The organism is Mesorhizobium sp. WSM2561 (assembly GCF_000513915.1).
Taxonomy (GTDB): Bacteria; Pseudomonadota; Alphaproteobacteria; order Rhizobiales; family Rhizobiaceae; genus Mesorhizobium; species Mesorhizobium muleiense.
This window is the reverse complement of sequence record NZ_AZUX01000003.1, coordinates 113,445-127,708: the sequence shown is the minus strand read 5'-3', so window position 1 is coordinate 127,708 and position 14,264 is coordinate 113,445. Positions and strand designations below refer to the sequence as shown.

Genomic DNA, 14,264 nt, shown 5'->3' with positions numbered 1-14,264 from the left:
ATATGGCTTATCCATGAACCTGCACGACGTCGATGTCTTCAACGCAATCATGATCACGCGCGGCGCTGGCGCTGCCGCAGCGCTGCTCGACACCTCGCAGCCAGCGATCAGCCGCTCGCTCGCGAAGTTGGAGGCCGAACTCGGCTTCAAGTTGTTCGACCGCATCCGCGGCAGGCTGGTAGCCACGCGCGAGGGCGAACTTTTCCATGCAGAAGTGAAGGCTAATCTGGTCGGTCTCGACCGGCTGAAGCTGCGCGCGGCCCAGATCAAGGAAGTGGGCACGGGGACGATCCGTGTCGCCAGCCTGTCGGCACTGGGGCATGGGCTGGTGCCGCGCGCCATCGTGGCCTTTTCGCGCAAGCATCCGCAGGTGCGCATCAGCTATCAGGTGCGCACCTCCAATGTGGTGCGCGATCTGGTGGCATCAGGCAGTTTCGACATCGGGCTCGCCGCTGACGAGGTGGACACCAGCGGTGTACTCCACAGCGTATTCAACACGCCGCGCGCGGTTTGCGTGATGCCGAAGAACCATCGACTGGCGAAGAAGGCGGTGATCGCGCCAACCGATCTCGCCAACGAGGCGTTCCTGGCACTGTCACCGGAGGACACGGTGCGGGTTGCGATGGACAAGGTCTTCGCCGCGCATGGCGTGCGCCCGCGCATCCTGATCGAGACCCCCTATGGCCTGACGATCGCCATTCTTGCTGCAAAAGGCATGGGAATCGGCCTGGTTAATCCGTCCGTTATCGCCGACCGCATGATCGCTGGCATTATCGCGACGCCCTTCGAGCCGGCAGTCCATTTCCGAGCGCTGATCCTGCGACCGCCAGACGGCATCAACTCGGCTCTGATTACCGATTTCACGGCGGAACTCTATGCCGCGCGCAATATGCTGTCGCCCGAAGAGTAGGCAAGGAAGCACGGTCCAGAGGCGAGGCGGACGCCAATACCTGTCCCGCGTAAAGTAGTGCCCTTCTATCCACGGCCCTTTGCAGCATTCCAGACAGGATCGACATCACCGCTCAGGGAACGGGACCGAGAGGAGACTTTGTCATCCGCCTCCTGACCTGTGAGAGGCTGTTTCGGTCAATTCTTCCGGTTCTCGAACTGGAGGGTTGCGGGGACTCGGTCGTTGGCCAAATCTCTGAACGGCTCGTTTCGGCGCAATGGCGCCGGGTGCATGTCTTTTCACGATGTTGCCGCCGACTCTACGATGAGAGCTTTGCAGGCCTAGGCGAGGGGAGGGTGCTACGCTAGCTTACCACTGACTTCGATCGGAATCTCTGCTGTTTGTACTATTCCAGCAGAACGAATCGGATCGATGCGTGGGGAAAAATCGCACGTCGGCGCGCAATATCGCGCCCTGGCGTAAAAGGCGGTGGCTCCCCGGGCCGAACGAAACTGCGAACTATGTGCTGCCGATTCCCCTCGAAACTACGCCACAGCCCACGATCAGGATTCGGAAGCGTGATCGCGATCGCGCCGAGCGGATCCGGCTTGCCGGTGGTCCGAAGCCGAAATTGAGGGAACGCGCCGTCCGGCTCGCTCTTGAGAATCTGGACGGGCCAGGGCGCGGACATCGTCGCAGGCCCGCTGGCGACAGCGAAGAATCTACTGGAAGTCCCCTTTGCGCCCCTAAGCGGGCATTGGACATCGCCCTTGCACACGGCGCAGATTGCCGGGACGCCATCCTAGACATTCAATCCCCGGTCGAGCGCGCGCTCTGAACACTCGGTTTGTTCGAGCGCCTCGTCCATCGCTGAGGTCACCCGACTGATGTGACCCTCATAGCTGATATCGAGCTCGAAGCGCGCGAAGCGAGCGCCGCACAACTGGGGAGCAGGTGATCCCGCAACAGCAGGGCGAGCATGCAGGTCTCCGGAGCGGTGGAAGGCGGGCCTGCTCGGGCGGAAACGCTTCGCTTCCGGAAGGAACCGCAGCTGATGCGGCCCCGTGAACGGATGGGCCATGCAGCGCAATGATTTGCGCATTTTTACAATCGCTTCCCCGCCGCGCCCTCTAGCCTCATCTCATCACAACACGCCTGAGTTGAGAGATGAACCGCCGTCTCTACTCAGTGGCTTCACCAGCAACTCCACCTTCTCACAGGAGACCTCTGCCATGACCAAACCGACAGCTTTCGAAATTGCTATACCCGAGGCCCAGCTTGCCGACCTGAGATATCGGCTCTAACACACGCGCTGGCCGGATGAGCCGACCGATGCGGGCTGGGCCATGGGAACCAATCTCGACTATATGAAGCGGCTGACCGATTACTGGATCAATGACTACGATTGGCGGCGGGCAGAGGCGGGCTTGAACGCGCTTGCCAAATTTCAAGGTCAGCATCGACGGGATCGAGCTGCATTTCGTCCACCAGCCCTCGAAGAAACCGGATGCGACTCCGCTCCTGCTGCTGCTTGGCTGGCCGGACTCGTTCTATCGCTACCACCGGGTGATCGAGCCGCTGTCCGAGGACTTTCATGTCATTGTCCCCTCCATTCCCGGCAGCGGCTTTTCCGGCAAGACCGCCCTCCCGATGGACACGGTCGCCGATCTGTTCGCGCGTCTGATGACCGAGACGCTCGGTTATGGAAAATTCATCGCTGCGGGCGGCGACGGCGGATCCATCATCTCGATGTCACTGGCCCAGCGTCATCCGGAGGTGCTGCTCGGCTATCACGTGACCGATGTCGGCTATCCGGACCAGAATACCGATTTCGCCGCCCTGACTCCGCCTGAACAAGCTTAGCCGGCGCCATCCGGCAATGGTTCTTTACCCACGGCGCGTTCAATCTGATGCACGCGACCAAGCCACAAAGCCTGGCGTTCGCGATGAACGCCTCGCCGGTGGGCATCGCGGCCTAGATTATGAGTTTCATGGCCGGAACGGTGACGAGGCGGATGCGCGGTTTGGCCGTGACGACCTGCTCACCAATATCATGATCTATTGGCTAACCGAGACGGCGCCCTCATCTTTCCGGGTCTATAACCAGAATGCGATGCAGCCGCCGACCATCAAGGGCAAGAACACCAACGTTCCGGTTGCCGTGGCCAGCGAAGCGCCCATCCCCGGTGGCGTGCGCCTTCCGCGTGAAATGGGCGGACCGCCAGACATCGGTTCCACGACATGGAGAACGCGGAGCATTTCGCGGCCTGGGAGGATTCTAGCTTCTTTGTCGGCGACATCCGCCAGTTCGCGGCGCTCCTGTAGGGCTGATCGCGGTAGCAGGCCTGAACTCCATGGGCGCGTCAACGGGCGCATCACGGTCACCGATATTAAGTGATCCACGACTAGCGCCGCGGGTTGCAAACCAACCCGCGGCCGCCGTCCGATCAGGCAAAAACGCGCTTCATGACGAGGGGGCCGCGCAGAATGTTATCCAGAGATTCTCTTTCCAATCGTCAGGTGCGGAACGGCTTAGAGGCATCTCTATAGGATATCTTCGCGCGCCCACGCTCACCATACGCCGGATAATTGCAGCGAACGCGTGCACGATGCTTGCCGGTATCTTCATACCTGATGGCGCCGTTCGCGTCTGTTTCGACTAAGCCAATAGCGACGTCGAAGTCATAGTCCCCATCTCGCGAGACGCTGTTGTTCAGGATGCTGAGCTGGACCGAGGTGGCATCTGGAAATTTGGCAGCGCAAAAGACCAGTTGCACCGCCGCCATCGAGGGCGTAGCCACCAACACGCCGGCAAATAGTGCAACGGCGCGCATTTCCTCCTCCCGGCGAGGCGAGACCATTGCCTCTCGCGTCGACATTCGATTCACTGTTCCAGGCAGTGGGCCGAGGCATTCAGATGCGTACTGCGTTGCATGTCTGCTTCCATTCGCTATCTCCAGTCAGGACCATGAATGGCAAATCCTCCGCGCCGACCGACAAATCCACTGGCTGCCGCCGAAGCCGCCTTCAAGCCTGCCAAGAAGCCGACCGCACCGGTTCGCGAAACCGCAGCTGCTCCAAATGTCAGAGAGCTTGTTTCAATCAGGATTGATCGAGCTGTCCTGGATTATTTCCAGGGCGACGGGCCGGGCTGGCAGGACCGTATTAACGACACTTTGCGGGCCATGGTCGAGAAGCGGATCGCCGCCGAAGACGACCGTCCGGACGACATCACCTGAGCATCGCAGAGCCGCCGGCGGAGCTGGCGGCGAGCCAAATTGAATATGTTCTGCACGTCGGTTTGACAGGTTTGCTGGCCATGCCTCAGAGACAATCTCGAAAGCTCGCGATGATTGCTGGGTCACCACTGGCGGCGCCACGATCTTGCCGCCCATAAGCACACCGGAGGTGGCGTACACAGAGTTTCGATCTCGTAGACCTTATCAAGCGGACCCGGATTCCGTTCGTCTGTTGCCGTAGACTGCTGCGGCAGGAGGCAGGTGTAAGCACCCAGTTCGAAATCGCGCTGAGTCACCGCGCCTATTGCCCGCCCCGTTCGATCCGGCTTGCGCTAAGCCTGAAATCAATCTTGATTTTTGCTGCACGCAACGCAGCGACCAGGTCGTCACTCATAAAAATGTCGTTGAATACCGTCTGCTCGCTCCAAAGGTCGGCGCCTTCCAGCGCGGCAGGCGACAGAGCAAGGCCATCGTCCTTGACCAATGATTCGACACGCCAGATTTGCCTTTGTATCGCCTTGTCGAAATAAAGCTTTCGGATCGCTTCGCTGTTGGATTGCTCTGGTAGGAAGCTGTCCTTAGGCCCGCCAAAATTGAGCAGGAAGAACTCCCCGTTTACCGGCGTTTCCAGATCGGCCTTGTAGACCGGCAGGGGCACGAGTCCGCCGGCGCCGAGATTGAAGCGCGACAGTACCTCCGCCAGCTTGCCTTTGACGGCCATGAACGGCCCGGCATAGAACAGGTCACCGACCCTCTTGAAGCGCGTTTCCTCCCACACTGCGACCGCTTCGGTCATCTCGGTTCGCTCCAGCGGGACGCCTTGTCTGTGATGACGCAGCGCGGCAAGCACTCTCTCACTAGCAACAGGGATTTCGAAGCGCGCGGGCTCCCAGTCCTGGCCATAGAACTTTGCGCGCGGACCCTGCTTGTTGCCGATCCGCGAGTCGCTCCTGACGCGACTGATCCAGACGCTGCCGCTCATGCCGCTTCCCCTCCCAAACCGTTGTTTTGGTCCGCCGACGGCATCCGCTGGGGTTCGCCGGCGGCCAACCCGCCGTGGATAGGCGAGCGCATAATTCGCGGCGAGCCCGATCTGGTCAAGGGACAGCGGCAAATGAGCGGCATGGATCACTGCGGCCGTGTCGCCATTGGCAACATGTCGGCGACGTCATGGACGAGGCGCTCCCGCAAACACCGGCTGGCCGCCGAGGACGTCCGGCTCGCGCACCGGGCCGCGATCATGGCGCGCCGTTTAATTAGTCACAATGTTAGGAAAATGTGAGCGACTGGCGCGACCGCGGGACGGTTTCGGTCAAGCCGGCAAGGATCGCAGTCCGGTCGGAGGGCTCGTCTCAGGCACCGGCGCCGGGGCAAGCTGCTTGGCCATGTCGATGAGCGGCAGCCTGATGATCGCGCGAAGGCCGTTGCTCCGGTTTTCCAGCACGATGTCGCCGCCATGGTGGCGGGCGATGGCGCGGGCAATTGACAGGCCGAGCCCGACGCCGCCGGTCTCCCGGTTGCGCGACTGCTCCAGGCGGAAGAAGGGCGCGAACACCTGTTCCATGTCGGCTTGCGGAATGCCGGGCCCGGCGTCCTCGACCACGATGTCCAGGCTGTCGGTGCGCCTGACCAGGCTCACCTTGGCCTGCTCGCCATAGCGGACGGCATTTTCGACGAGGTTGCGGATCGCCCGGCGCAGCGAGTCCGGCCGGCAGCGGTACAGCACCTTTGGCCCGTCGCTGACGGTGACGTTTTGGCCCAGTTCCTCGAGGTCGTCGCAGAGGCTGCCGACCAGCGCCGAAAGATCGACGGTTCGCGTCTCCTCCACCGCGGCGTCCTCGCGCGCAAAGGCGAGCGCTGCTTCCGTCATCGTCTGGATTTCCTCGATGGTCTTCAGCATCTTTTCCTGGAGATCGTGATCCTGGACGAACTCGGCGCGCAGCCGGAGCGAGGTCAGCGGCGTGCGCAGGTCGTGGCTGATCGCCGCCAGCATGCGCGTGCGGTCCTCGACGAAGCGCTGCAGGCGCTCCTGCATGCGGTTGAACGCCTCGGCGGTCTGGCGGATGTCGTCCGGCCCTGATTCCGGCAGCCGCGGCACGGCCTCGCCGCGGCCGAACAGTTCCGCGGCATTGGCGAGCCGTCGCAGCGGACGCGCGATTGCCTGCGCCCCGAAAATCGCTATGGCGGACAGGATGAGCGCGGTGAGCGCCAGCGATATCGCCGATTGCGTGGTCCAGAAGGCGCTCGGCATCACCTTGGCGTAGGCGGCATTCAGCCAGGTGCTGTCGTCAAGGCGGACGGAAAGCCCCATGCCGTTTGGGGCGCCGTCCAGATAAAGAAACTTGGCCGGTCGCGTGAACGGGCTGCCACTGCCGGACAGGTCCAGCATGCGCGGCGGCACCGAAGGGTCGGCGGCAGCGACCGCGTTCGAGGCCTGCCCGTTCATATAGGCTGCATATTTGGCGGCAATGCCGGGCAGCGGCTTGGCGAGTTGCGTCAGCGCCTCCTGTTGCCAGGCGAGGGGATTGCTCGGCCCGTCGTGCGATGTCCAGAAGCGCGTATAGGCCGTGCCGCTGACGGTGAGGATGTCGGGTCGAAGCGAGGGCGGCGTCGTGTCCAGCAAAATGGCAAGCGAGGACGTGCGGCTGACGAACTCGCCCTTGGCCGCTGCGTGCAGGGCTTGTCCGCGCTCGTCCCATGAGATCAGGAAGGTGATCGCCTGCGACAGGGCGAGCGCAAGCAGCACCAGCATGAGGAAGCGGGCCGCCAAGCTGCGTCTCCATAACAGCATCATGCCTGGGCCACCTCGGCGGTGAAGCAGTAGCCGCCGCCCCAGTGCGTCTTGATCAGCATCGGATTCTTCGGGTCCGCCTCGATCTTCTTGCGCAGCCGGCTCACCTGGTTGTCGACGGCCCGGTCGAAACCGTCGGCCGAACGCCCGACGGTGAGGTCGAGCAACTGATCCCGGCTGAGCACGATCCCGACATGCTCGATAAAAGCGGTGAGAAGGCGGAATTCGGCCGTGCTGAGCGCGACCGCCACGCCGTCGAGCCCGACCAGTTCGCGGCGGCCGACATTCAGGGTCCAGCGGTCGAAGCGCAGCGCGTTCGACTTGAGCCGACCACGCTGCGGCGGCAGGCTGTGAACGCGCCTGAGCACCGCCTTGATCCGCGCCAGCAATTCCCGCGGATTGAACGGCTTCGTCAGGTAGTCGTCTGCCCCGATCTCGAGGCCAACGATCCGGTCGACCTCCTCGGCCATGGCGGTAAGGAAGATGATCGGAACGTCGACCGTTCCGCGCACGTGCCGGCAGGCGGCAATGCCGTCCTCGCCAGGCATCATGACGTCGAGGACGATAAGATCGGGCAGGCTGCGGTCGAGCAGCCGCTTGAGCGCGGCCGTGCTGTCGGCGACGCTGACGCGATAACCCTGCTGCGTGAGGTATTTCCCCACGAGATCGCGGATGTCCCTGTGGTCGTCGACGACCGCGATGTGCTGCGCCACTTCCATGCAATGCTCCCAAGGTCGCCGCTGAATAGTCGGTCAGTATCGACGATATCTAGTTTGCGTCTACACGGATGATCACCTTCCGCGCCATGGCGGCAATCTCGCCCGACATCAACAAAGCGTGAGAAGTGTAACGAAATGTATCAGAGCGCTGCGCCCGCGACAACTTGCGATGAACTGCCGGTATTCGGGACAAGGTTCTGCGACAGCTCCCGCCTAACTTGGCCCCGTCGCTAGCCGGGACGTCCGGTCTTTGTCGCCAGGGGCGGCATCCAGACTTCGGTCCTCGCCAGCCTTTGATCGAAAGGATCGCACAATGGCCAGATTGATCATCAACGGCACGCCACGTGACATCGAGGTCGATCCGGACACGCCGCTGCTGTGGGTGATCCGCGAGCAGATCGGGCTTACCGGAACGAAGTACGGTTGCGGCGTTGCCGCCTGTGGCGCCTGCACCATCCATATAGACGGCGTCGCCACGCGCTCCTGCGTGCTTCCGGTGAGCGCGGTCGAGCCCGACCAGCAAATCACCACCATCGAGGGGCTTTCGCCGGACAGCTCGCATCCGGTCCAGCAGGCCTGGCTGGCGCTCGACGTGCCGCAATGCGGCTACTGCCAGGCCGGCATGATCATGGCTGCGGCGGGTCTGCTCATGCAGAACCCGAACCCCGCGGACGAGGACATCAACGCCGAGATCACCAACATCTGCCGCTGCGGCACCTACAACCGGGTGCGCGCCGCGATCAAGCTGGCCGCCAAAGCCGGCGAAGCCACGCAACGCGGTTGAGGAGAACAGTCATGAACGCCACAATTTCCCTCTCCCGCCGCAGCTTCATCATCGGCGTGGCCGCCACGGCCGGCGGCTTGTCCCTCGGATTCAACGTGCCGTTCATCAAGCCGGCACGCGCCGAGGGCGGCGAGGCGGCGCCGGAGATCAATGCCTGGGTGGTGATCAGGCCCGACGATACGGTGGTCATCCGCATCGCCCGCTCCGAGATGGGGCAGGGGACACTGACCGGCCTGGCGCAACTCGTCGCCGAGGAGCTGAACTGCGACTGGTCCAAGGTCACGACCGAATATCCGTCGCCGGCCCAGAACCTGGCGCGCGACCGCGTGTGGGGCAATTTCTCGACCGGCGGCAGCCGCGGCATCCGCGAGTCGCACGAGTATGTGCGCATTGGCGGCGCCGTTGCGCGCGAGATGCTGATTGCCGCCGCGGCCGCCGAATGGGGTGTGCCGGCCAGCGAATGCACAGCAAGGATGGGCATGGTCACCCATGCAGCATCAGATCGCGCCACCTTTTATGGACAGTTGGCTGCCGCCGCCGCGCGAATGACGCCGCCCGCCAATGTCACGCTCAAGGACCCGAAGGATTGGACCATAGCCGGCAAGCCGCTGCCGCGGCTCGACACGGCCGACAAGCTCAACGGCAGCCAGATCTACGGCGCCGATCTCAAGCTGCCGAACATGCTCAACGCGACGATCCGGGCCTGCCCGTATTTCGGCGGCAAGGTGGCGAGCTTTGACGCGGCGGCGGTGGCGGGCATGCCGGGCGTGCGCACCGTCGTTCAGGTCGACGAGACCGCCGTTGCGGTTGTCGCCGACACCTGGTGGCGGGCGAAGACCGCTCTCGATGCCTTGCCGATCGTCTGGGACGAAGGTCCCAACAGGCAGGTCACCAGCGCCTCGATCGCGGCGATGCTCGAAGAGGGGCTCGGCGCAAATGACGCCTTCGTCGGCGCCAGGCAAGGTGACGCCGGTGCTGTCCTGTCCGCCGCCGGCCGGACGGTCACGGCGACCTATGCCTTCCCCTACCAGAACCACGCAACCATGGAGCCGATGAACGCGACGGCACTCTACACGCCGGAGCGCTGCGAGGTGTGGGTGCCGACCCAGAATGGCGAGGCGAGCCTTGCTGCAGCGGCCGAGGCCGCCGGCCTGCCGGTGCAGCAATGCGAGGTGCACAAGATCCATCTCGGCGGCGGCTTCGGCCGGCGCGGCAACTTCCAGGACTATGTGCGCCAGGCGGTCAGCATTGCCAGGCAGGTGCCGGGAACGCCGGTAAAGCTCATGTGGTCCCGCGAGGAGGATATGCTGCACGGCGCCTATCACCCGACCACCCGATGCCGGCTGACGGGCGCGCTCGACGCCGACGGCAACCTGACCGCTCTCCACATGCGCATATCCGGCCAGTCGATCCTTGCCGCGGTGCGGCCGCAGGGCATGCAGAACGGCATGGACCCGGTGGTCTTCCAAGGGCTCGTCCTCAGCGGCACGGAAGGCACATTGGGATATACGGTCGACAACCTGCTTGTCGACCATGCGATGCGCAACCCGCCGATCCCGCCAGGCTTCTGGCGCGGCGTCAACCTCAACCAGAACGCGCTCTACGTCGAGTGTTTCATGGACGAACTCGCCCATGCGGCCGGCGTCGACCCGCTCGCCTTCCGCCGCAAGCTGATGGCCAAACATCCAAAACATCTCGCCGTGCTGGAGGCGGTTGCCGAACGGATCGGCTGGGACACCCCGCCCGCGGCCGGCGTTCACCGCGGCTTGGCGCAGATCATGGGCTTCGGCAGTTATGTGGCGGCGGCAGCGGAGGTTTCGGTCACCGATGGGCAGCTCAGGATCCATCGCATCGTGGCGGCCACCGATCCGGGTCATGTCGTCAACCCAGCACAGGTGGAGCGGCAGGTCGAGGGCTCCTTCGTCTATGGCCTTTCCGCCTGCATCTACGGCGAATGCACCGTCAATGGCGGCCGCATGGAGCAGGAAAACTTCGACAGCTACGAGGTCCTGCGCATGGCCGAAATGCCTGATGTGGAGACGATCATCCTGCCGTCCGGCGGCTTCTGGGGCGGCGTCGGCGAGCCGACCATCGCAGTCGCCGCGCCGGCTGTCCTCAATGCGATCTTCGCCGCCACCGGAAAACGCATCCGCACACTGCCGCTGAAGAACCATGACCTCGCATGATATGAGGCGCGCGAAGGACAGGCGCGGCGGACGATCGCTCGCGCCTGTCCTGCTTGCGGCGCTGGTAGCCAGCGCGCCGGCATGGGCCGACGCGGCGTCAGGCGCCGCGGCATGCACCGGCTGTCACGGGCCGGCGGCGCTCGGCTCAGCCATCCCTTCGCTCGACGGCCATGCGGCAGATGAGATCGTCACCCAGATGCAAGCCTTCCGTTCCGGTGAGCGCAAGGCGACGGTCATGGACCGCATCGCCAGCGGATTTACCGAGGAGGAGACGCGCGCCATCGCCGAATGGCTCGCCAAGCCGGAGGCGGCACGCCATGCCCAGCCGTAGAGCCCTGATCGGCGGCGTGGCGGCCAGCGTCGCCGCGGCCGTTCTTGCCGCGCCGCAGGTGCGCGCACAGACGCAGCCCGGCGTGATCGTCGTCGGCGGCGGCTTTGCCGGGGCAAGCTGCGCCCGCGCGCTGAAACGGCTGGATCGCGATCTTGCCGTGACGCTGATCGAGCCAGAGGCCGCCTATCTGGCCTGCCCGTTCAGCAATGCCGTGATTGCCGGGCTACGCGGCATCGAGGCACAGGCCTTCCGCTATGACCAGTTCGGCGACATCGCGATGATCCGCAAGCGGGCTGTCGCCGTCGATGCCGAGCGCCGGCGCGTTCGGCTGGAGGATGGTACCGACATCGGCTACACCAGGCTGGTGCTGGCGCCCGGCGTCGACCTGCGCTTCGACGCCTTGCCGGGCTACGACGAGGCTGCGGCGGCGATCATGCCCCATGCCTGGAAGGCGGGCGCGCAGACGCTGCTGCTGCGCGACCAGCTCGCGGCGATGCCGGACGGTGGGGTCGTCATCCTCGCCGCGCCAGCCAATCCGTTCCGCTGCCCGCCCGGTCCCTACGAGCGGGCAAGCCTGATCGCGCATTACCTCAAGACCAGCAAGCCACGCTCCAAGCTGATCATCCTCGACGCCAAGGACGCGTTTTCGAAGCAGCGGCTGTTCGAAGCGGCCTGGCAAGAGCTCTATCCCGGCTTGATCGAATGGGTGCCGCTGTCATCGGGGGGCAGGGTGACGGAAGTCGACCCCGCGACAAGGACGCTGGTGACCGAGTTCGGCAATCACAAGGCCGATGTCGCCAACGTGATCCCACCGCAGCGTGCGGGCGTGATTGCGCAGTCGGCCGGCGTTGCCGACCAGACGGGCTGGTGCCCGATCGACCCGGTCAGCTTCGAGTCCCGCCTGCAGCCGGCGATCCACGTCATCGGCGACGCGGCGATCGGCGGGGCGATGCCGAAATCCGCCTTCAGCGCCAACGCCCAGGCAAAAGCTTGCGCCGCGGCGGTCGCCGCCCTTGTCAGGGAGCGGCCGCCGGCGCAGCCGAAACTCATCAACACCTGCTACAGCCTGGTCGCGCCAGGTTATGGGATTTCGATCGCCGGCGTCTACCAGCCGCGTGACGGCCTGCTTGCCGAGGTGGAGGGAGCGGGCGGCACCAGCCCGCTCGAAGCGCCGCTTTCCGTCCGCGAACTGGAAGCGGCCTATGCGCAGGACTGGTTCCGGACCATCACCAGTGAAGTGTTCGGATGATGAGGGTGGCTTTTCTGGCTCTGATGGGATTGCAGCTTGCGGCCTCGCCCGCTGCCGGCGAGGAGACGGGGTCTTATGTCGTGACCGGCGATGCGATCATGCAGCCTCTGGTCGGCGGCAAGGGTGATCCGGCGCGCGGCGCCGCGCTGATCGCGGACCGGCAGCGCAGCCTCTGCACGCTCTGCCACAGCGGGCCGTTTCCCGACGCGCATCTGCACGGCACGCTGGCGCCCGACCTGACCGGCGTCGGGGCAAGACTTTCGGAAGGCCAGATCCGGCTGCGCGTGGTCGACATGAAGCGGCTCGTGCCGAACACGATCATGCCTTCCTACTATCGGGTCGCGGATGAGCAAGGCCGGCGTGTCGCCACCGCCTGGCGCGGCAAGCCGATCCTGGACGGCGCCGACATCGAGGATATCGTCGCTTATCTCACGACGCTGAAGGGGTGATCATGCACGAAGACCCGGTTCGAGCTTACGCAGGCCTGGTCGGACGGCAGCAGTTTCTTCGGGCCGGCATGACCGGCCTGCTGGTGATCACTCTGCCGCGCTGGGCCGTCGCCCGTCCGAGCCTCGAGGAAGCGATCCGGACATTCACCGGGGGAGCCAACGTTCTCGACGGCCGCATCCGGCTCGACCTGCCGCCTCTGGTCGAGAACGGCAACGCGGTCGGGATCGCAGTCGTCGCCGAGAGCCCGATGACCGCAGACGACCATGTCCGGCGCATCGCGGTCTTCAACGAGAAAAACCCGGAGGCGAATGTCGCGGTTTTCCACCTCGGGCCGCGCTCCGGCCGCGCCATGGTCTCGACGCGGATCCGGCTCGCGACCTCGCAGGTCGTTGTCGCCGTCGCCGAGATGAGCGACGGCAGCTTCTGGTCGAGCCGGGCGAGCGCCATCGTCACGCTGGCCGCCTGTATCGAGGACCTTTCATAATGGCGCGCGCGCTCGTCAATGTGCCGAAAGTGGCCAAGCAGGGCGAAGTCGTCGAGATCAAGGCGATGATCGCCCATCCCATGGAAACCGGCTATCGCATCGGCCCGAACGGCTCCAACATCCCCCGCGACATCATCCGCCGTTTCACCTGCACCTACGACGGCGCCGAGGTGTTTTCGGCCGATCTCTTTCCAGCGGTGTCGGCCAATCCGTTCATTGCCTTCACGCTGGTTGCCACGACGAGCGGCACGATCGACTTCACCTGGACCGACGATGCCGGGAAGACCCAAACAGCGTCGGCGACGATCACGGTGAGCTGATGCGCGCCCTCTGGGGCCTGGTGGGGATTGTCGCGGCGGTCGTCTGCAGCATTGCCATCGCCGCCGGCATCGAAGTCGGCGAGAAGCGCTCCGGCTTCGACTTCATGACGCCGGAGACGCAGGCGCTGCAGGCCGACGACATGAGCAATCCCGGCATGCTGTGGGTGCTGCAGGGCAAGCAGCTCTGGCAACAGGCGCAGGGCAGGGCCGATGTCGCCTGCTCCGGCTGCCATGACGATGCGCGCCAGACGATGCGCGGCGTTGCCGCGCGCTACCCGGCCTTTGATGCGGCGACGGGCCGGCCGATCGACCTTGCCGGACGTATCAACTCCTGTCGAGCGGGGCGGCAGCAGGGCGAGCCGCTGGCGCCGGAGTCCGACGCTTTGCTCGCCCTGACGGCCTATGTGACGCATCAGTCGCGCGGCATGCCAATCACACCGGCGACCGACGCCCGGCTCGCGCCGTTTCGCGACAACGGCCGGCGTCTGTTCCAGAGCCGCATCGGACAGCTCGAGCTCTCCTGCGCCTCCTGCCACGACGACAATTGGGGCAAACGGCTCGGCGGCAGTGTCATCCCGCAGGCGCATCCGACCGGCTATCCGCTCTACCGACTGGAGTGGCAGACGGTCGGTTCGCTGCAGCGGCGCCTGCGCAACTGCATGATCGGGGTCAGGGCCGAGCCCTTCGCATTCGGCGCGCCCGAACTCGTCGACCTGGAGCTCCATCTGACAGAGCGGGCCCGCGGCCTTCTGGTCGAGACGCCGGCCGTGCGGCCGTGATGCCAGACAGCGGGATGGTTGTTCACCTGCCGCCGACGGACAG

General features: G+C 64.6%; 17 protein-coding genes. 12 read left to right on the top strand and 5 right to left on the bottom strand.

Going from position 1 to position 14,264, the window contains the following annotated elements; all coding sequences use genetic code 11:
* Window positions 1-13: 13 nt before the first annotated feature.
* Window positions 14-910 carry a LysR family transcriptional regulator gene (locus tag M727_RS0105485; protein WP_027151824.1) on the top strand — a complete coding sequence of 299 codons (897 nt, stop codon included), beginning with the start codon at window positions 14-16 and terminating at the stop codon, window positions 908-910.
* Between the two features lie 781 nt (window positions 911-1,691).
* Here the strand turns inward: M727_RS0105485 and M727_RS0105480 are convergent.
* Window positions 1,692-1,991, bottom strand: a complete 300-nt coding sequence (locus M727_RS0105480; RefSeq protein WP_156941485.1) for a hypothetical protein — start codon at window positions 1,989-1,991, stop codon at window positions 1,692-1,694.
* Between the two features lie 335 nt (window positions 1,992-2,326).
* Here M727_RS0105480 and M727_RS42290 point away from each other — a divergent pair, with 335 nt between their 5' ends.
* Together M727_RS42290 and M727_RS42285 are read left to right on the top strand one after the other, a co-directional pair.
* Window positions 2,327-2,752 (top strand): epoxide hydrolase, encoded by a 426-nt coding sequence (locus tag M727_RS42290; protein WP_198032600.1) that lies wholly within the window; start codon window positions 2,327-2,329, stop codon window positions 2,750-2,752.
* A 16-nt stretch (window positions 2,753-2,768) separates the two neighbouring features.
* Window positions 2,769-3,287 carry a hypothetical protein gene (locus tag M727_RS42285; RefSeq protein ID WP_198032599.1) on the top strand — a complete coding sequence of 173 codons (519 nt, stop codon included), beginning with the start codon at window positions 2,769-2,771 and terminating at the stop codon, window positions 3,285-3,287.
* Window positions 3,288-3,405: 118 nt separating this feature from the next.
* On the opposite strand, the gene M727_RS35890 is transcribed toward M727_RS42285, so the two are convergent.
* Window positions 3,406-3,723 (bottom strand): hypothetical protein, encoded by a 318-nt coding sequence (locus M727_RS35890; protein ID WP_245268469.1) that lies wholly within the window; start codon window positions 3,721-3,723, stop codon window positions 3,406-3,408.
* 138 nt (window positions 3,724-3,861) lie between these two features.
* Here M727_RS35890 and M727_RS0105465 point away from each other — a divergent pair, with 138 nt between their 5' ends.
* Complete coding sequence (locus tag M727_RS0105465) at window positions 3,862-4,128, top strand: BrnA antitoxin family protein (RefSeq protein WP_027151822.1); 267 nt, start codon at window positions 3,862-3,864, stop codon at window positions 4,126-4,128.
* Between the two features lie 301 nt (window positions 4,129-4,429).
* Here the strand turns inward: M727_RS0105465 and M727_RS0105460 are convergent, their stop codons facing one another.
* The 3 genes from M727_RS0105460 to M727_RS0105445 form a co-directional block, all read right to left on the bottom strand.
* Complete coding sequence (locus M727_RS0105460; RefSeq protein WP_210163965.1) at window positions 4,430-4,978, bottom strand: hypothetical protein; 549 nt, start codon at window positions 4,976-4,978, stop codon at window positions 4,430-4,432.
* A 462-nt stretch (window positions 4,979-5,440) separates the two neighbouring features.
* Window positions 5,441-6,898: an ATP-binding protein gene (locus M727_RS0105450; protein ID WP_245268467.1), complete on the bottom strand. Its 1,458-nt coding sequence runs from the start codon at window positions 6,896-6,898 to the stop codon at window positions 5,441-5,443.
* A 20-nt stretch (window positions 6,899-6,918) separates the two neighbouring features.
* The gene (locus M727_RS0105445; RefSeq protein ID WP_023798507.1) at window positions 6,919-7,638 is read right to left on the bottom strand and encodes a response regulator; all 720 of its coding nucleotides are present in this window, start codon (window positions 7,636-7,638) and stop codon (window positions 6,919-6,921) included.
* A gap of 313 nt (window positions 7,639-7,951) precedes the next feature.
* On the opposite strand from M727_RS0105445, the gene M727_RS0105440 reads away from it, so the two are divergent.
* Genes M727_RS0105440 through soxA form a run of 8 tightly spaced genes read left to right on the top strand, consistent with a single transcriptional unit; the run spans window position 7,952 to window position 14,221 of the window.
* The gene (locus M727_RS0105440; RefSeq protein WP_023798506.1) at window positions 7,952-8,422 is read left to right on the top strand and encodes a (2Fe-2S)-binding protein; all 471 of its coding nucleotides are present in this window, start codon (window positions 7,952-7,954) and stop codon (window positions 8,420-8,422) included.
* 11 nt (window positions 8,423-8,433) lie between these two features.
* Window positions 8,434-10,608, top strand: a complete 2,175-nt coding sequence (locus tag M727_RS0105435; protein ID WP_027151818.1) for a molybdopterin cofactor-binding domain-containing protein — start codon at window positions 8,434-8,436, stop codon at window positions 10,606-10,608.
* Window positions 10,595-10,939: a c-type cytochrome gene (locus M727_RS0105430; protein WP_245268464.1), complete on the top strand. Its 345-nt coding sequence runs from the start codon at window positions 10,595-10,597 to the stop codon at window positions 10,937-10,939. Before M727_RS0105435 ends, M727_RS0105430 begins: the two co-directional genes overlap by 14 nt.
* A complete protein-coding gene (locus M727_RS0105425) occupies window positions 10,926-12,188 on the top strand; it encodes an NAD(P)/FAD-dependent oxidoreductase (protein WP_027151816.1) in 1,263 nt (420 codons plus the stop codon). The genes M727_RS0105430 and M727_RS0105425 overlap by 14 nt, the downstream gene beginning before the upstream one ends.
* Window positions 12,188-12,637 (top strand): sulfur oxidation c-type cytochrome SoxX, encoded by a 450-nt coding sequence (gene soxX / locus M727_RS0105420; RefSeq protein ID WP_027151815.1) that lies wholly within the window; start codon window positions 12,188-12,190, stop codon window positions 12,635-12,637. Before M727_RS0105425 ends, soxX begins: the two co-directional genes overlap by 1 nt.
* A gap of 2 nt (window positions 12,638-12,639) precedes the next feature.
* Window positions 12,640-13,122, top strand: coding sequence for a SoxY-related AACIE arm protein (locus M727_RS0105415; RefSeq protein ID WP_036261566.1), 483 nt, complete (start codon window positions 12,640-12,642; stop codon window positions 13,120-13,122).
* The gene (gene soxZ, locus M727_RS0105410; protein ID WP_027151813.1) at window positions 13,122-13,442 is read left to right on the top strand and encodes a thiosulfate oxidation carrier complex protein SoxZ; all 321 of its coding nucleotides are present in this window, start codon (window positions 13,122-13,124) and stop codon (window positions 13,440-13,442) included. The genes M727_RS0105415 and soxZ overlap by 1 nt, the downstream gene beginning before the upstream one ends.
* A complete protein-coding gene (soxA, locus tag M727_RS0105405; RefSeq protein ID WP_027151812.1) occupies window positions 13,442-14,221 on the top strand; it encodes a sulfur oxidation c-type cytochrome SoxA in 780 nt (259 codons plus the stop codon). The genes soxZ and soxA overlap by 1 nt, the downstream gene beginning before the upstream one ends.
* Window positions 14,222-14,264: the final 43 nt, after the last annotated feature.